The following is an 18,560-nucleotide window of genomic DNA, read 5'->3' as shown; positions in this document are numbered from 1 at the left end:
CTATGCAACGTCTTTTCATCACCTTACTATGCTTGATACCCTCGCTATGCTTTGCTAAAACAGCCGACTATAAAGTGATAGACGAAGGTGGCAGTGGCCCATTTAGCGCCATTGCAGCCACTGAAACCTCGTTAGGTAACTATGTTATATACCGCCCGAACGAGTTAAATCAGTCAATAAAACTACCCGTTGTAGTATTTGCGAACGGCGGTTGCATGGATACCTCCTATCCCTTTGAGCATATGCTCTCAGACATTGCCTCGCATGGTTACTTAGTGATTGCATTAGGCAAAATGCAAAACAGCCTTGATGACAGGCCCTTAAATAAGGCCAGTAATAGCATGATCCCTCACGCGATTGATTGGATAACGGCGCAATCTGCAAATCCGTTAAGTGAATTTTACCAAAGCGCAAACCTTAAGAAAATCGCTATTGCAGGTCAATCGTGTGGCGGCGCGCAACTACTTACCACTGCAGCAGATGAAAGAGTCAGCAGCTATTTAATGTTTAATTCAGGCATTGGTGATATGACCATGGCAAGCGCCGATGTTGACTCACTGCACAACTTACATGCTCCTGTTATTTATCTTGTCGGTGGGCCAACCGATATTGCCACAGAAAATGCCAAGCTTGATTATCAGCGTGTAAATCATGTGCCAATTGTGTTTGCTAATCATAAAACCGCGGGGCATTCAGGAACGTTTGAACAGCCGTTTGGTGGTTCGTTCTCAAAGCTCGCTATCAAATGGTTGGATTGGCAATTAAAAGATAAGCAAACCAATGCAACGCTATTTTTGCAGGGTAATACAGCTGACTTTGTTAATTGGGATATAAAAGCAAAACAATTTTAAAAGGAATGATTATGAACACATCAACACTTAAGCGGCTTTTATATGCTGCATTTTTTACTGCAACAACGACCGCTGTCAGCGCAGAGCCGCTCACCCAAGTGACTGTGGCACAAGGTAAACTTCAGGGCACCGCCCAGCAAAACCTGGCAGTTTTTAAAGGTGTGCCGTTTGCTAAACCACCCATTGGTGAATTACGTTGGAAAGCCCCGCAACCGGCTGAAAAATGGCAAGGTGTACTTAAAGCACAAGAGTATGCCCCTGCACCAATACAAGCAGGCAACCCAGTATCTGGGATCAGTGAAGATAGCTTATATTTAAATATTTGGACACCGGCAGAATCGAACGCAGTTAAACTCCCTGTATTGGTATGGATCTACTGAGGAGGCTTTAGCTTTGGCAGTTCATCCGATCCTATTTTTGATGGTACTGAACTTGCGAATAAAGGCGTGATAGTTGTTTCGATTGCTTATCGCGTTGGTCAACTTGGCTTTTTAGCTCACCCAGAGCTTAACAAAGAAAGCCCAGCAGGTGTCTCTGGAAATTACGGCTTACTCGATCAAATTGCCGCGTTAAAGTGGCTTAAACAGAACATTGCTGCGTTTGGCGGTGATGCTAACAATGTCACTATTGCCGGTGAATCCGCAGGCGGTATTTCAGTGAGTATGCTTGCAGCGTCACCGTTAGCAAGTGGTCTATTTAACAAAGTAATTTCTCAAAGTGGCGGTTCATTTGGCCCTACTCGCATAAAAAATTACTCTGGTGAAAACATGTCGACCCTAGAGCAGGCTCAAGCAGAAGGTTTCGACTATGTAAAACAGTTTGGCACAACCTCAATTGCACAGCTGCGTAAAATGAGCGCAGACACCTTTATACCAAAAGGTTGGTCGCTACCAGGTGGCTGGCCTATTGTTGACGACTATGTGATCAAGGGCGACCAATATAAGCTCTATCAGCAAGGCAAGTTTAATGATGTACCCGCTTTAATTGGTTATAACTCCGATGAAGGCGTCAGCTTTGTGTGGGACCCTGATGTTAATAATTTTGTTGATGGAGTAAAGACTCGTTTCGGTCAATTTGCGCCTAGCTTACTTGAAGCTTACCCTGTTGCAAAAAATAGCATCCCTCGCAGTGCTCGAAACCTAGTACGTGATGCCGCATTTGGTTGGCATACCTGGAGCTGGGCTAAATTACAAACTCAGTATGGTAAAGCCCCAGCATATCTTTATTACTTCGATCACCACCCTAAACGTACACCTGATGCCAAAGACGAAGATCATGGCTCTGCTCACGGTCATGAAATTGCCTATATGTTTAAAAACCTAAATAAAGCAGATCCGAATGTAACGGAAAATGATGTAAAGATGTCGGATATAATGGCAACCTATTGGACTAACTTTGTTAAAACCGGCAACCCAAATGGCGATGCACTGCCTAATTGGCCCGCTTTTAATAATGACAAACCCAGCACTATGTATTTTCAACAGCAAGCGAAAGTTGGCCCTGTACCAGACAAACAAGCCTTAGAAACACTTGATGAGTATTTTAAATGGCGCCGGACACCAGCTGGTGAAAAATGGGCTAATGAAATTCACTAATTTGCAGCAAACCAAATAAAAGCCACTAACAAAGTAGTGGCTTGGTAAGAGTCGAACATGTTTAGTGACTAGTTAGGTTCTCGAAGGTGGAAAATCTGACACTTGTTTCCTAAATCAGGTTGTTGTGCAAAATTAGTTTTATCTGCAAGGCCACAATCACTTAAACCCAGTGCTTGCTTTGTGTAACGGTTGATCAACATCACGCCGCCACCTTCAACAGGGGTTATACGCCATTGTGCTGTTTTAGTTTCGCACGAAGCCATTTCAACGTTAGCGCCAGGCACTAAAGCATTGTTTGCCACAGCAGCGCAGTAATCGCTATCAAGGTCTTGTTTTAGAGCAACGTAGCCTGTGTCTGTTGGCGCAAAGAACCATTGCTGGGCATCGCTGTGAGTAAACGCTTGTTGCTCAACATTAGTACCCGCTTTAACTGCTCCTGCAACGCTCAATGCTTTACCACTTTGTTGGCTCATTACCGCGACACTACCTACAGGCTGTAACTGCCAATCAGCACATGCAGTATCTTTACCTTGTTGTAAAACCGCTTGATTTTGCGCGGCTGAACACCCTGCTACGGCTAATGGTTTTTCAGTGTAACGGTTAGTAATAGTGACATTACCATCAGTGCTTGGTGCTACTTTCCATTGCTGACAGAAGTTATTACGCCACGCTGCAGATTGTATTTTCGCATTATCAGCATCACTGCAATTAGCCAGATCTAAAAACTTGCTGTCTTCACGGTTTGCTAAACGTACAAAACCATCCGTAGTGGCATCAATCACCCATTGCCCATTAGTGCTTGCACATTGACGTTGCACAGCACGCGCATCTTGAGGATCGGCTGCAATGTCTAAGCATAAACCACTGGTCGCATTAACTAAGTTATAACGTTGGCCTTGTACGCGGGTTACAAGCGGGCCGTATTCACCTGATGGTGGAGCCACTTCAACACCCGGTGTTACTGGTTTTGCAAAGTTTGGTGTGCCATTATCATGCCAAGTAAATTTTTGCGCACGCAAAGAACGTGTGGCACTACAACCATGTTCTACTGAGTCATTACCGTGGTATACCAGCCAATCTTCACTGCCATCTGGCGAAGTGAAGAAACCATTGTGACCAGGGCCAAATACTTCATCAGTACGTTCAAACACCGGCTCGTCAAACTTCTTCCAGCTGTTTGCATCTAGCGGATCATCACCCACCAGCTCTAACATACCTAACTTATAATCTGGCGTGTTACAAAAGCTTGCGGAGTAAGTCATAAACGTACGACCGTTGTGCTGTAAAATCTCAGCGCCTTCGGTAACTTTACGGCCGCTGATTTCCCAATCAAGTTCAGGGCGTGTGATTACTGTATGTGGAGTGCCTTTTTTCAGCGTCCACGGGTTTTCCATTTCAGCAATAATGTTTAACTGTTGATCGCCCTGCCACTGGGAATAAATAACATAGAGTTTGTCTTTATAGCTTAAATAGTTACCATCGATATTCCATACATCAGGCATGAGTGCGCCTTTGTATTCATACGGACCCATTGGGTCGTCACCGGCACTTTCTAATACATTAAGATGTTGGTTATCTAAAGTACCATCAGTCCCTGCTGTATACATCATGTACCAACGGTAGCCGTCAGGGCCTTTAACACGATGAAATTCAAACGCCCAAAAGTTACAACAACGCGCAGGATCGGTCGCTGACCATACATTGACTGGGGTTGCATCGGCAAGTCCTGCTAGAGTAGGTGATTTACGCATCACCAATTCAGATGTCCATGTCGTCGTCGTTAGGTAATAGTTACCATCCCAGTATTCAAGCCATGGATCGGCACCATTAGGAAATAATGGATTAGTAAACACGCCATCATCTTGCGTGGGTGCTTTTGCGCTCGCGATTGGTGCTGCATCTTGTGTTTGTTGTGTGTCTGCGCGGGTTGTAGATTCACAACCACTAAGTGAGCTTAATGACAAAGCGAATAAGCCTACAAGGCCTGTTGCTTTAGCAGTACGCTTTAATTTAGTGCGCAAGTGATGTTGTGCATTCATTGTTGTTATCACCCTTAGTTATTATAACAAACCCGCTATTGGGGGTTAATTTTATAGAAAACAGTTTTGAGTTGAGCTGTTGCGCCTCAACCTGTGTTAATTTTTTACCTGCGCTAAGTAGCTGGGCTGAACTGAAGTTACTAAAGCTTAAGTCAATATCTAACGTAATAGCTTTATCTTGCGCATTAATAGCTGCAACATACCAGTTGCAGCGAGAACGTCTCGCCATCACCACATGCTTACCTGGGCTGCCTTGCAAGAGCCTTGTTTCATCCCACAGAGTAGGCAGCGATTTCAAATAAGCTTTTACTGGCTCTGAAACTTTCGTCATTTGCTCAGGCGTTGTCACTAAGTGCTGTACCCCTGATGTAAATAAAATCGGCAGCGCGAGCTCAAAGGCATTATTGGTTTTGCGTTCAATATTAGGAATATCACCAAGTACCATAGGTGTAAAATCCATTGGATCAAATACGTTCCGAGTAAACACTAAGGTCGCTGCATGCTGCGCTTCTTTATCGGCAAATGCTTGAAAAAAGCTTATCATCTCAAAGCCTTTTACTGCTTCGGAGGTCATTAGATTAGGATAAGTTCGCTGCAAGCCCCTTGGCAAAGTGGTGCCATGAAAATTGACCATTAACTGATGTGCTGCCGCGTCTTTCAGCATAGCTTCGTAATAGGCCATCACAGATGAACCATCACCCGGGAAGAAGTCGACTTTAATGCCTTTAATTCCCATAGCTTGAAGTTTTGCAAAAAGTTTAATGCGATCAGCACGCGTTAGTAATGCACTTTTAGGAGAATAAACCGTGTTATTCCAAGCCCCTGATGAGTTATACCAAACCCATAAGTCAACATTTTTTTGCTTAGCATAGGCTGCCAACTGCTGCATTTTCTCCCAGCCTATTTTTTGATCCCAATCCGCATCAATCAATACATATTGCCAGTACATATCTGCTGCATAATCAATAAACTGCTTTTGCACTGGAAAGGTTGTAAAGTCATCCTTTAATAACCCCCAACTCCAAGCAGCAATCCCCGGTTTAACAAAATCAGTGTTAGTTAGCTGGTTTGGTCGGGCTAAGTCAGTCCCTAAAGTAGACTCAGTAACCGTTTGCAACGTGCCAATTACCAATAAACGCCATGGCGATAAAAGCGGCAGTGTATGCTCTGGTAAATAGCCACCATTAGAAGTAACTTCACGCTGATCAGGAAAACGAACCTTAAACTGCCCTTGGCTATTATTGGTTAAATTAGTACCACTGTAATAGTCTTCACCACCAGCTTCTGAGATTAAAATATACTGCTCTTGGTGCTTAAATAATGCCGGATACACCCAGCCATTATTGGTTATTGCAGGGGTCGTTAATGCTGTCGCTTGTAAATATTCTTCTTCATAAGAAGGGTTAGTATTCATCCAGCCAGATTGTGCTTGCGCTTTAGGCTGTAACCACGCAACGGTTTCACTTGGGAAGTTAAAACCCGTTTGTTCACTCATAACGACCCGCGTATCCGAGGACTCCCCATCTAACTCGTAGCGAAAAGCAACCCCATCGTTGCTCACTTGAAAGCGAACATTTAATGTTTCGTGTTGCTGATTAGTCACACTAACAACCGTACTGTTAGCCTGGTAATCAACAAACTGTTGCTTACCAGTAAAAAGCTGGTAGCTATCATTCACTGTCGGCTGTTGTTTAACGGCTAATAATCTAAGCTTTTTAGTAAAATCGGTATTATTAAGCGTGATACCTAATAAAGATGGCTCAATTACTTTATCGCTACCTGACTGTACTTGATAACTTAACTGCCCTTGCTCATCTAAATCAACCAATACGGCTAACTGCTGATCTGGGCTGTGAATAGTCGCAACCTCAGTCGCTTGCGCCACAGTTGTTATCACTAAGGCTGCAAACAGCAGCCCTATTTGATTAACGAAGTGCATTACTTAGTGCCAAACTCATATACGATTCGCGTTGAATAAACATCACCTGGCAACAGTGTAGTAGTTGGGAATGTAGGCTGATTAGGCGCATCAGGAAAGTGCTGTGGCTCTAAACAAAAACCACTTCTTAATTTATGTACTAATCCAGAGGCTTGCTTGCTGCTACCATCTAAAAAGTTGCCCGAGTAAAACTGTACCGCTGGCTCTTCGGTATACACAGTTAGAGTGCGGCCCGAACTTGGCTCATACACATTAGCAGCTTCAATTAAATCATGATTTGGCTTGTTTTTAAGTACAAAGTTATGATCGTAACCTTTGCCAAGCTTAAGCTGCTCATCATCAATATTAATGTCTTTGCCAATCGCTTTTGGATTTCTAAAATCAAATGGTGTACCCGCCACTTGCATTAACTCACCCGTTGGGATCAAACCGCCATCCACAGGGGTGATTGCGTTTGAGTTGATTTGCATTTGATGATCGAGAATATCGCCCTTACCGGCTAAGTTAAAATAGCTGTGCTGGGTCATATTGATGATGGTTGGCTTATTTGTTTTTGCCACAAATTGCATATCTAGGGTATTTTTGTTGGTCAGCGTGTAAGTTACTTGCGTTGTCAAGGTACCTGGATAACCTTGATCGCCATCAGGGCTCACTAAACTAAGTGTAACACCCGCACTGTTTTCTGTACTAAATGGCGCCATGGTCCAGACTTTTTTATCAAAGCCCTGCACACCACCGTGTAAATGGTTAGCACCATCGTTAGTTGCTAGCTGATAGTCTGTGCCGTTTAAGCTAAATTTACCATTAGCAATACGGTTACCAAATCTGCCAATGATCGCGCCAAAGTAAGTAGTTGCATTAGTGTAATCTTCTAAATTATCCATACCTAATACAATGTTACCCATGTTTCCATTGCTGTCTGGTGTTTCGATGCGCGTTATGATGCCACCATAATTGATCACATCAACGCTCACACCATTACTATTGGTTAGGGTAACTTGGTTGATCGGAGTTTGGTCTGCCAGCTTGCCATAAGCGTGTAGTAATGCAGAAGGTGAATTGGTCATATTGTCTCCTTGGTGAGCACACGCGGGGGTTAAAGCAATCCCAAAGGACACTGCTATTGCAAAGATACCGCGAGATAATTTTTTAATCGATGTTGACGACTGATGAACCGCTGTTAGGCGCTGAGTTACACATTGCAATGACATACCAATAACCTTTTTATAATTGTATTTATACTTTTATAATACAATTTAACGGCTAATTGCAAATTTATTCGCCTAAGTTTTTAGTTGTATTTTGCCGTCTTTAACTAAAATACAATCCATACCTGCCGCAGTCGCTGCTTGATGACCTATTTGCGTGTCTTCAAACACCACACAATTTTGTGGTTGAATGCCTATTTGCTTTGCTACTGTTAAGAAAGTTTCAGGATGAGGTTTACCGTGGCGAACATCACTGGCGGTGACTAAAGCTTTAATTTTATCAATTAACCCGGTATGGGTTAAATGGTCAACAGCATGCGCACGATCCGCACCTGTACCTACCCCAATTGGCATTTTGCCATGGTAATAGTTTAATACATCGACTGTTTCAGTTATGATTTCTGGTTTGCTGTCTAAACCTAGCCAAAACTGATGTTTTTGCTCTGCAACGTCATCTGCGTCATGACTAAGTCCAAATTTTTCATTAAGGATATCAACTGTGGCAAGTGTTGGTACGCCACCTAAGCCATACATATAATCATAATCAAACGGATAATCAAACGCATAGCAGGTTAGCTCCCATGCTTTTAAATGAGAGCCCATCGAATCGATAAGTGTGCCATCCATATCAAAAATAATACCTTGGTATTTTGTGAGATCGAGCATCTGTACTCCAAATTCTGAGAAAACAAAAGCCAACTTTACTATAAAGTTGGCTTATTTAGTTAACTTAGATCACTGCTGTTATAGGTGATTAAAGCCCACGTTTTAACATGTAATACGCTGCATTGTGGCGTAGTTCTGTTTTGAAACCACGGATACTGGTATCAGCATCAATAATCATGGTTTCAACACCTGCCATTTCAGCAAAATCAACGATCATATCGGTGGTAACAGCTTGGCTGTACGCAGTATGGTGTGCACCACCTGCATGGATCCACGCAGCAGACGCTACTGATAGGTTAGGTTTTGGCTCCCACAACGCTGACGCCACTGGCAAGTGCGGTAATTCAGCCGGTGGTGTTACCGTGTCTACTTCGTTAATTAAGATACGAAAGCGATTACCCATATCAATTGGCGAAACGTTAATTGCCGCACCGGCTTTAGCAGTAAACAATAAACGACCCACATCACATTTCACCCCAATGGTATGAGTGTGAACTTCAAGGCGTGGTTTTTGCGCAGCAATTGATGGACATACTTCTAACATGTGAGCACCCAATACTTGGTCAGTATCACCCATGTTATACGTGTAATCTTCCATAAATGAACAACCGCCTTCACGGCCTTCACCCATTACTTTCATGATGCGTACCATGGCAGCTGTTTTCCAGTCGCCCTCGCCCCCATAGCCATAACCTTTCGCCATTAAGCGCTGCGTTGCAAGTCCTGGTAAACCTGATAAACCAGACAAGTCTTCAAAACAGTTAGTGAATGCTTTAAAGCCACCTTTTTCTAAAAAGCGCTCCATACCAAGCTCTAAACGTGCTTCATTGCGTAGCATCGATACTTTGTAATCATCTTGCAGCGTTTCATCGCTAATCACATAGTCAGTTTTGTATACTTCAAGCTGTGCATCTACTTCGGCATCCGTTACGGTATCAACAACTTTAACGAGCTCCGCTACGCCAAAGGCATGTACTTCATAACCAAAGGTGATTTGTGCTGAAACTTTGTTACCTTCAGTAACCGCAACTTGACGCATATTATCGCCAAAACGTGCCACTTTAAGTGTTTGGCTTTCAGCCCAGCCTTTAGCAGCACGACACCAATCATCAATTTGCTTTTGCACGTCAGCACGTTGCCAGTGGCCAGCAACCACTTTGCGCTCTTTGCGCATTACAGTACCAATGAAACCAAATTCACGGTCACCGTGGGCACTTTGGTGGGTATTCATGTAGTTCATATCAATTTCAGACCACGGTAGCGCGGCATTAAATTGCGTATGAAGGTGTAACCATGGTTTACGTAACTCGTTTAATCCAGCTATCCACATTTTCGCGGGTGAGAACGTATGCATCCATAATACTAGACCTACACAGTTAGGATCGGTGTTTGCTGCTTGGCACACGGCATGAATTTCTTCAGGCGTTTTCACCGTTGGCTTACACACTAAGTTAATCGGTAAATTAGCTTCGCTATTTAAACCTGCAACAATTGCAGCGCTATTATCTGCAACGGTGTTTAACACTTTTGGGCCATATAAATGTTGTGACCCAGTTACAAACCAAACTTCTTTCATTGACGACGGCATATATAAATTCCTCTTGTACTGGTTAGCCACGGTTACTTTGGCCGTAGTAGGCATCTTTACCGTGTTTTCTTAAATAATGTTTATCCATCACAGACTTCTTAAGCGCACCCGCATTTTGATCTAGCGTGCGAGTTAAGTAAGCCATGCGAGCAATTTCTTCTAGCAGCGCCGCGTGATAAACAGACTGCGCAGCATCTTTACCCCACGTAAACGGTGCATGCCCTGCCACAATCACCATAGGTGCTGCTTTTGGGTCGCGGTCTTTATACGCATCGGTAATTTGAATACCGGTCTCAAGCTCATAATCACCATTTACTTGCACATCAGTAAGCTCACGCGTACAGGTAATATCACCGTGCACATAATCAGCATGTGTCGTACCAAAGCACGGAATGCTTTGTTTTGCTTGTGCCCATGCTGTTGCGTAGGTTGAATGAGTATGGGTAACGCCACCAATCTCATTAAAATGACGATACAGATGAATATGCGTTTTGGTGTCTGAAGATGGGCGCATACTGCCCTCAACAATGTTGTTTTCTAAATCAACAATCACCATGTCTTCAGCTTTCATTTGGTCATACGACACACCGCTTGGTTTAATCGCAATCACGCCTTTGTCGCGGTCAATTTGCGACACATTACCAAAGGTATAAATTACTAAACCACGACGTTGTAATTCCATGTTAGCTTCAAATACTTCACGCTTTAACTCTGTGTAGCTCATGATTTTGCTCCATCAACATACTGTGCCAGCGCTTGATAATTAGCGTATAGCTCATCATAAACAGCAACCCGCTCAGGGTTAGGTAAATATTGATGACACACGGCAGACGCCATAACTTGTTGCGCATCAGCAACCGTTGCATATTCACCTGCAGCAACAGCAGCCATAATGGCAGCGCCAAGTGCACAGCTTTGCTCGCTTTCAAGTACGTCAATTGGGCAGTTCCATACATCCGCACAGGTTTGCATTACGTAATCTGATTTTTTTGAAATGCCGCCAATTACCACTACTGAATCAATCGGCACGCCTTCATTTTCAAAACGTTCAGTAATGGCACGAGCACCAAAAGCCGTCGCCTCAACTAATGCTTTAAAGAACTGCGGCGCGTCAGTGCCCATTTTCATGCCCGTCATGGCCATTGCTACGCTTTGATCTGCATCAGGTGTGCGACGACCGTTGACCCAGTCAAGTGCTGTTACATCGGTATTTTTAACCGGTAACGCACTGGCAGCTTTTGATAAATCAACTAAAATTGAGTCTTCAATTTTATTGATCAAGCTTTGTTCAACGTCGTTTAAATTTGCTAACTGGCGAGTTGGCCACAGCATTAGGTTTTTAAACCATGCGTATAAATCGCCAAACGCAGATTGCCCCGCTTCAAGGCCAATCATGCCTGGGATCACTGAGCCATCTACTTGACCACAGATACCTTTAACACAGGTATCGCCAAGTTGCTGTTTTGAAGTAACAGTAATATCACAAGTTGAAGTACCCATTACTTTAGTTAAAACACCTGGACGCACATTGGCAGCAACTGCCCCCATGTGACAGTCAAACGCACCGTAACCTACAACTACATTCTGTGATAAACCAAGTTTATCAGCCCATTGCGCTGTTAATTTACCAGCGACTTGGTCACTTGGTTGGGTTGCTGCATTAAGCGTATCAACCACACCATCTAATAATGGGTCAATATTGCTGAAGAAACTATTTGGTGGGAAACCACCCCATTTCTCATTCCACATTTGTTTATGGCCTGTTGCACAGCGTCCCAGCGTTAATACTTCTGGGTGAGTGGTGCCACACATTAATGCAGTCATCCAGTCACAATGCTCAACCCATGAGTAAGTTGCCGCTTTGACAGCCGCATCATCTCTAAAAATATGTAGTGCTTTAGCCCAGTACCATTCTGATGAATAGATACCGCCCATATGTGAAAGATAATTAACCTCGTTATTGGTCGCGGCTTTGGTGATCTCATTCGCCTCTTTAATCGACGTATGGTCTTTCCAAAGAATGAACATCGCATTAGGGTTTTCAGCAAATTCTTCAGTCAGCGCTAAAGGCGTGCCTTGGCTATTAATCGCCACTGGCGTTGAGCCTGTGGTATCAAAGCTCATACCTATTACTTTATCCGCAGTTCCCGCAGGTACTTGTTGCCATAGACCATTGACGACCTCAATCAAGCTGTCGATGTAGTCTTGTGGATGCTGGCGAAATTGATCTTTACTTGGATCGCAATATAAACCTTGCGCCCAACGCGGATAATTCACTAAATGGCTAGCCAGCTCTTTACCTGTAATTACATCAACAAGCAGTGCTCTTACTGAATCAGAGCCATAATCTAAGCCCAATGTATAACGAGACATAAATACCTTTCACTAATTGGATACTAACAATGTTAGTCATTACTGTTATTTGTATGATAATATCAATAATGACGGGTTGTAAAGGTATTATAAAAATATTATTAACAGATTAATTCTGAAATATTCGTGACACCTGTGCCCTTTAAACTAATGTTTTGCACTAAAAAAGGGCTTAAACCATGTTGTAAGCAATGCTAAAAGCCATTAATTTATTTTGTATGATAAAATAGGATGCCTATGTCTAGCCAATTAGAACAATTAAAAACCATGACCACTGTGGTTGCTGATACCGGTGATTTTGAAGCGATCGACCAATATAAGCCGCAAGATGCCACTACCAATCCATCGTTATTGCTCAATGCGATTAAAATTGAAAAATACCGCCCACTGGCTGTTGAAGCCGTTGCTTGGGCTAAGCAACAAACAAGTGACAATGCACAGGTGATCAGCAAAGCTGCTGACAAACTGTCGGTACTAATTGGTGCAAATTTAATGGCTCAAGTGCCAGGGTTAGTGTCTACCGAAGTAGATGCGCGCTTATCGTTTGATACGCAAGCAACGATTGATAAAGCGCTTGAGCTCGTTGCCCTGTATAAAGAGCAAGATATTGATAACTCGCGCGTACTAATCAAAGTGGCGTCTACTTGGGAAGGTATTCAAGCTGCAAAAGTACTCGAACAACAAGGTATTCGTTGTAACTTAACGCTGGTATTCGCGTTTGCCCAAGCTCGTGCTTGTGCTGAAGTAGGTGCTTATTTAATTTCGCCATTTGTAGGGCGTATTTTGGATTGGTATAAAGCCAATAATACTGATACTGATTTTAGCGGTGCTAACGATCCAGGCGTGCAATCAGTGACTCATATTTATGATTTTTTCAAAAAGCATGATTATAAAACTATTGTTATGGGCGCAAGTTTTAGAAACATCAACGAAATTCAATTACTGGCAGGTTGTGATAGATTAACCATCAGCCCAGGGCTATTATCAGAACTAGCCGCAACAGATTCACCTTTAGCGCGTCAACTTGCTCCTACCACTGAAACAGTTGCTGCCCCTGAGCCTATGACCGAACAAGCGTTCCGCTGGGAAATGAACCAAGATGCAATGGCAACAGATAAACTAAGCCAAGGCATTCGTCAGTTTGCAATTGACCAAGAAAAGCTTGAAGCCATTTTAGCTGAGCTAGTCTAAATCATTAACTGATTGGGCTCTTGATCATCAATCATTATCAAGAGCTCGAATTAAATACATAAAAAAGCCCGCTGATTTAATTAAATCAGCGGGCTTTTTATCAGGTAAAACTTTAACCTAGATGTCGTTTAATAACGCATTTGCCTTAGCAACTAGGTTCTCTACGGTAAAACCAAAATGCTCTAGTAATACAGCACCCGGTGCTGACTCACCAAACGTAGTCATACCTAATACGTCGCCATCTTCACCAACGTATTTATACCAAAAATCACTGTGTGCGGCTTCTACGGCAATTTTAGCAACACCTGCTGGCAATACACTTTGACGGTAAGCTTTATCTTGCAAGTCAAACTGATTGGTTGATGGCATAGAGACAACACGAACTTGCTTGCCTTGAGCTGTTAGTTCAGCTGCCGCATTAACCGCTAATTCCACTTCAGAACCAGTCGCCATTAAAATTAGCTCTGGTGTTTGCTCACACTCAACTAAGATGTAGCCACCTTTTGCAACATTCGCTAATTGCTCTTTTGCACGCGGCATTGCTTTTGTGCCCTGGCGACTAAAGATCAACGCACTAGGTCCTGCTTCATTGATTAATGCCTGACGCCAAGCAACCGCTGTTTCAACTTCATCACATGGGCGCCACGTCGTCATATTAGGCGTCATACGAAGGTTGGCAATTTGTTCAATCGGCTGATGAGTTGGGCCATCTTCACCTTGACCAATCGAATCATGGGTGTACACAAAAATGCTTTGCGCTTTCATTAATGCCGCCATACGCACAGCATTACGCGCATATTCCATAAACATTAAGAAAGTTGCACCAAATGGGATAAAGCCCCCATGTAATGCAATACCATTCATTATCGCGCTCATGCCAAACTCACGTACGCCATAAAATACATAGTTACCGGCAACATCATCTTGCAAGCCTTTTGCGTCAGGCCATAAGGTTAAGTTGGAACCGGCTAAATCAGCGGAGCCTCCCATAAGTTCAGGCAAATGCTCAGCAAAGAAGGTAATGGCATTTTGTGATGATTTGCGCGTAGCGATGTTTTGCATCTCATCTTGGCACTTTGCGATGTATTGATCAGCAATTTCTGCAAAGTTGCTCGGTAATGATTTAGCTGTTACACGACGATTAAACTCTTTACTTTGCTCTGGGTGCGCTTTGCTGTAAGCGGCAAACGTTTGTTGCCAAGCACTTTCTAAATCTTGACCTTTAGCTTGCGTATTCCACTCATTGTATACGTCTTGTGGAACTTCAAAGGCTGGATGTGGCCAATTTAGTTGCTCACGAACCGCTGCAATTTCATCATTACCCAGTGGTGAACCGTGACAATCATGACTACCCGATTTATTGGGCGAACCAAAACCAATCACCGTTTTACAACAGATAAGCGTTGGCTGTTCTGTGTTAGCTTGCGCAGCTTCAATAGCACTGGTAATCGCGGCCATATCGTGACCATCAACATCACTAATAACCTGCCAACCGTATGATTCAAAGCGTTTTGGGGTATCGTCAGTAAACCAACCTTCTACTTCCCCGTCAATTGAGATGCCATTGTCGTCCCAAAAAGTGATGAGTTTGCCTAACTTTAATGTACCCGCTAATGAACATGCTTCATGAGAGATACCTTCCATTAAACAACCATCACCTAAAAAGCAATAAGTGAAGTGATCAACAATATCAAAGTGTGGTTTATTAAATTGTGCAGCTAAGGTTTTTTCGGCAATTGCCATACCAACCGCATTGGCAATACCAGCGCCTAGTGGCCCTGTAGTTGTTTCAACCCCAGGTGTATAACCGTACTCTGGGTGACCCGGTGTTTTAGAATGTAATTGGCGAAACTGTTTAATATCTTCAATACTGACATCATAACCACTTAGGTGTAATAGTGCATATTGCAACATTGAACCATGGCCGTTTGACAATACAAAACGATCACGGTTAGGCCAATCTGGATTTAATGGATTATGGCGGTGAAAGTTTTGCCAAAGAACAGCAGCAATATCAGCCATCCCCATTGGTGCACCTGGGTGACCTGAATTAGCTTTTTGAACGGCATCGACAGCAAGCATGCGGATTGCATTTGCAGATTGAGAACTAGGCAGAGTCATCTGTCATTATTTCCTGTTAATATTATATTATAATTAATATCTCAAACTATAAGTAAAAAAGCAATCTGAAATAGCCTTAAAATAGCTTGTCATTTTTATTTAAGCCTATTGAATGCCAAACAGTAAGCCAGCCTGGGCATACTTTGGAATGATTATTTACTTTAACTGCAGGTACACATGTTAAGGTCGTAAAAAAAGAAGTAGGCACTATGTGGGTTGAAGCCATTTAGCCAACTAGAATCACATTAGATTTTAAGGGCTGTAATATCACTATTACTGCCCTTAAAATTTTTTATTTATTAGCTTAAGTCATCAGCACTTGGGATAACCACGCCATATAAGTCATTAATGGTTGCTAAGGCACTTTTATGTAGATCAGATGCCAACACATCACTCACTGAAGTTTGTAATGGCCTTGTAGCGCACGCGTCAGCGACTACCGTTGCGTGGTTACCTCTTAAAAATGCACCTTGCGCTGTAAATGTCACACACATGTGGGTCATAAACCCAACAATGATCAATTTATTATTACCAATTACATCTACTTGTTCGCCTAAGTCTGTTCCTACAAAACTATCGGGAGCTGTTTTAACGATAACTTTTTCATCCGCAATTGGCGCGACACTTGAGTGTATTTGGCCTATTTCGGCATTAATATCGTAAGGCGAGCCTTCACCACCATCATGCATAATATGAATAATTTTAGAACCAGCAGCACGTGCATCAGCCAGTAAAATTGCCGCATTATTAAGAGCATCTTGCCACCCTTCTAACTCCATAACACCTTGTGTATAAGTATTTTGATAATCAACAAATATAAGTGTGGCGTTTGTAAGTGAAGCGGGTGTTGAGTCAAGCCCATTAAGTTCACGAAGTGTCGTCGTCATAATTTATCCTTTAATACCGAGTTAAATTTAAGTTTATAAGCTATCACGGCTGTGACAGCCGTGTTGCTGCGTTTGCACCGTGACAGCTTATACTTTATAGTCGGTTGCAAATAGTGTCCTAAAGGACGGTAGTCGATGATATTAGGCCAAAATGACATTACTCTATGAACATACCGTTGCGATTGTTGCTTATAACAATATCAGTTTGTTTCACCTATCTATTCCGTGTAGTATTTTTGGTGAAGACTTAGACCGCGTGGGCGCTCGTCCATATAAAGTTACAGTATGTACAGAAACGGTAGGTCTGGTGCCAACACTTTCTGGCTTTCCCATAGAAATAAAACAAGACCTGTCAATACTTGAAACTGCTGATACTGTCATAGTACCCGCGTGGTGCGATCCTGATATACCCGCCTCAACAGCTTTACTTAATGCACTTCGCCGTTCACATGCTCGTGGAGCAAGAATGGTAGGTTTATGTTTAGGCGCTTTTGTGCTTGCTGAAGCAGGTATATTGGATGGCAAAACAGCATCAACCCACTGGGTATGGGCTAACGACTTCGCAAAAAAATACCCAAAAGTAAACTTTGATAACGATGTACTGTACATTGATGAAGGAAATGTTTTTACCTCAGCAGGCGCCGCTGCCGCAATTGATTGTTGCCTACATTTATTACGTCGTGATCACGGCGCAGATATTGCCAACAGCGTGGCCAGACGCATGGTTGTGGCGCCTCACCGCAGTGGAGGACAAGTACAGTATATAGAAAAACCCATTCCTCGACACATCGATAGTAACCGTTTAGAGCCGGCTATCACTTGGGCACTAAAAAATTTAACTAAACCTTTAACAATCGATGAACTCGCCAGTAAAGCAAGTATGAGTCGCCGTAATTTTTCTCGACTTTTTAAAAAAGCAATGGGCACTACATTTACACAATGGCTGCTGAGTCAACGTCTAACCATCGCGCAGCAGCTATTAGAAACAAGTAACCACAATATAGATAGAATTGCTAATCAATCTGGGTTTTCATCGAGTGTTAACTTTCGACAGCAGTTTTTAGCCGCTTTCTCTATTTCACCTTCCGCTTACAGAAAGCAATTTAAAAGTAGCGAGCCGCAATAAAAAGTTACTCGCACATACGCAAATCACTTGTTAGCATGAGGTATTATCAAAGGATGGAAATGAGCATGACGAACAATAATCATACGTTAGTCGTTGAAGGTGGTGCAATGCGCGGTATTTTTGCTGCAGGTGTGCTTGATGAGTTTTTAGAGCAAGGATATCAACCCTTTAATCGGTATTTTGGAGTATCAGCTGGTGCTACAAATGTGGCAGCCTATTTATGTAAGCAGCCAACACGCAACTACAAAGTGATCACCGATTACTCCTGCAGGCCAGAATTTATTAATCTCGCACGTTTTATCAAAGGCGGCCATCTATTTGATTTAGATTGGCTGTGGCAAGAAACAGTTCGTGAAATCCCCTTGAATACCGACGAATTCTCACAATCTCGTTACGATTTTTATATTGTTGCAACAGCAATAGATTCAGGTAAAGCTCACTATTTGCAAGCAACGGGCAATGAAATGGTTGAGCAATTAAAAGCCTCTTGCGCCATCCCAATCGCTTATCGGGATTACCCAACAATAAACGGGATCGCAATGACCGATGGTGGCGTTGCCGATTCTATTCCGGTAAAAAAAGCCTATGAAATGGGTGCATCAGAAATAACAGTTATCCTTTCCCAACCTTTAGGCTATCGTAAAAAAGACAACAAAGTACCGTGGTTAACTAAACAACTCTATAAACAGAGCCCTGCGCTTGCAGAGGCCGCCATACAGCGTTCTAAAAATTATAATGACAGTATTGATTTTTTGCACAATGCTCCGTCAGATTGCAAAATAAATATTATTGCACCACCAACAGGGTTTAAAGTCGGCCGCACCACTAAAAATCGAGCTATACTCAATTCAGGCTATCAAATGGGCATAAGTGAAGCTAAAAGTTACTTGGATAAACCTAGATTTGGTAGCAATGGTTATGAGCGATAAAACCATTCCAAACAGATTGCTCGAAGTCAAAATTGCATTTACTCATA

General features: G+C 42.8%; 13 protein-coding genes and 1 pseudogene. 5 read left to right on the top strand and 9 right to left on the bottom strand.

The annotated features are described in order from the left end of the window. Positions 1-2 precede the first annotated feature (2 nt). Together ND6B_RS12725 and ND6B_RS19570 are read left to right on the top strand one after the other, a co-directional pair. Positions 3-851 (top strand): alpha/beta fold hydrolase, encoded by an 849-nt coding sequence (locus tag ND6B_RS12725; protein WP_033103076.1) that lies wholly within the window; start codon positions 3-5, stop codon positions 849-851. A 5-nt stretch (positions 852-856) separates the two neighbouring features. Continuing rightward, positions 857-2,446 (top strand): annotated as a pseudogene (locus ND6B_RS19570) (carboxylesterase/lipase family protein). A gap of 68 nt (positions 2,447-2,514) precedes the next feature. Here the strand turns inward: ND6B_RS19570 and ND6B_RS12730 are convergent. The 7 genes from ND6B_RS12730 to ND6B_RS12760 all read right to left on the bottom strand — a co-directional run bounded on the left by ND6B_RS12730 (position 2,515) and on the right by ND6B_RS12760 (position 12,259). Next, on the bottom strand, positions 2,515-4,485 hold the full coding sequence (locus ND6B_RS12730; RefSeq protein ID WP_033103075.1) for an RICIN domain-containing protein: 1,971 nt from the start codon (positions 4,483-4,485) through the stop codon (positions 2,515-2,517). Further along, positions 4,457-6,424 (bottom strand): glycoside hydrolase family 97 protein, encoded by a 1,968-nt coding sequence (locus ND6B_RS12735; RefSeq protein WP_033103074.1) that lies wholly within the window; start codon positions 6,422-6,424, stop codon positions 4,457-4,459. Before ND6B_RS12735 ends, ND6B_RS12730 begins: the two co-directional genes overlap by 29 nt. Beyond that, entirely contained in the window at positions 6,424-7,491 is a 1,068-nt protein-coding gene (locus ND6B_RS12740; protein ID WP_235420453.1) for an aldose epimerase family protein, read from the bottom strand. The genes ND6B_RS12735 and ND6B_RS12740 overlap by 1 nt, the downstream gene beginning before the upstream one ends. Positions 7,492-7,707: 216 nt before the next feature. After that, positions 7,708-8,298, bottom strand: a complete 591-nt coding sequence (locus ND6B_RS12745) for an HAD family hydrolase (protein WP_033103072.1) — start codon at positions 8,296-8,298, stop codon at positions 7,708-7,710. Positions 8,299-8,386: 88 nt separating this feature from the next. Next, the gene (araA, locus tag ND6B_RS12750) at positions 8,387-9,886 is read right to left on the bottom strand and encodes an L-arabinose isomerase (protein WP_033103071.1); all 1,500 of its coding nucleotides are present in this window, start codon (positions 9,884-9,886) and stop codon (positions 8,387-8,389) included. 22 nt (positions 9,887-9,908) lie between these two features. Continuing rightward, a complete protein-coding gene (locus ND6B_RS12755) occupies positions 9,909-10,610 on the bottom strand; it encodes an L-ribulose-5-phosphate 4-epimerase (RefSeq protein ID WP_033103070.1) in 702 nt (233 codons plus the stop codon). Beyond that, positions 10,607-12,259: a ribulokinase gene (locus tag ND6B_RS12760; RefSeq protein ID WP_033103069.1), complete on the bottom strand. Its 1,653-nt coding sequence runs from the start codon at positions 12,257-12,259 to the stop codon at positions 10,607-10,609. Before ND6B_RS12760 ends, ND6B_RS12755 begins: the two co-directional genes overlap by 4 nt. A gap of 237 nt (positions 12,260-12,496) precedes the next feature. On the opposite strand from ND6B_RS12760, the gene tal reads away from it, so the two are divergent. Next, on the top strand, positions 12,497-13,450 hold the full coding sequence (gene tal, locus ND6B_RS12765; protein ID WP_033103068.1) for a transaldolase: 954 nt from the start codon (positions 12,497-12,499) through the stop codon (positions 13,448-13,450). Positions 13,451-13,567: 117 nt separating this feature from the next. On the opposite strand, the gene tkt is transcribed toward tal, so the two are convergent. Further along, a complete protein-coding gene (tkt, locus tag ND6B_RS12770; protein ID WP_033103067.1) occupies positions 13,568-15,571 on the bottom strand; it encodes a transketolase in 2,004 nt (667 codons plus the stop codon). A 299-nt stretch (positions 15,572-15,870) separates the two neighbouring features. After that, on the bottom strand, positions 15,871-16,458 hold the full coding sequence (locus ND6B_RS12775) for a cysteine hydrolase family protein (RefSeq protein WP_033103066.1): 588 nt from the start codon (positions 16,456-16,458) through the stop codon (positions 15,871-15,873). A gap of 151 nt (positions 16,459-16,609) precedes the next feature. On the opposite strand from ND6B_RS12775, the gene ND6B_RS12780 reads away from it, so the two are divergent. Both ND6B_RS12780 and ND6B_RS12785 read left to right on the top strand, forming a co-directional pair. Beyond that, positions 16,610-17,584, top strand: coding sequence for a GlxA family transcriptional regulator (locus ND6B_RS12780; protein ID WP_028834163.1), 975 nt, complete (start codon positions 16,610-16,612; stop codon positions 17,582-17,584). 65 nt (positions 17,585-17,649) lie between these two features. Beyond that, on the top strand, positions 17,650-18,513 hold the full coding sequence (locus ND6B_RS12785; protein ID WP_033103094.1) for a patatin family protein: 864 nt from the start codon (positions 17,650-17,652) through the stop codon (positions 18,511-18,513). The last annotated feature ends 47 nt before the right edge of the window (positions 18,514-18,560 follow it).

This window comes from Pseudoalteromonas sp. ND6B (assembly GCF_000764215.1).
GTDB lineage: Bacteria > Pseudomonadota > Gammaproteobacteria > Enterobacterales > Alteromonadaceae > Pseudoalteromonas > Pseudoalteromonas tetraodonis.
The sequence above is the reverse complement of the archived record's forward strand: the minus strand, read 5'-3'. Positions and strand labels throughout refer to the sequence as shown.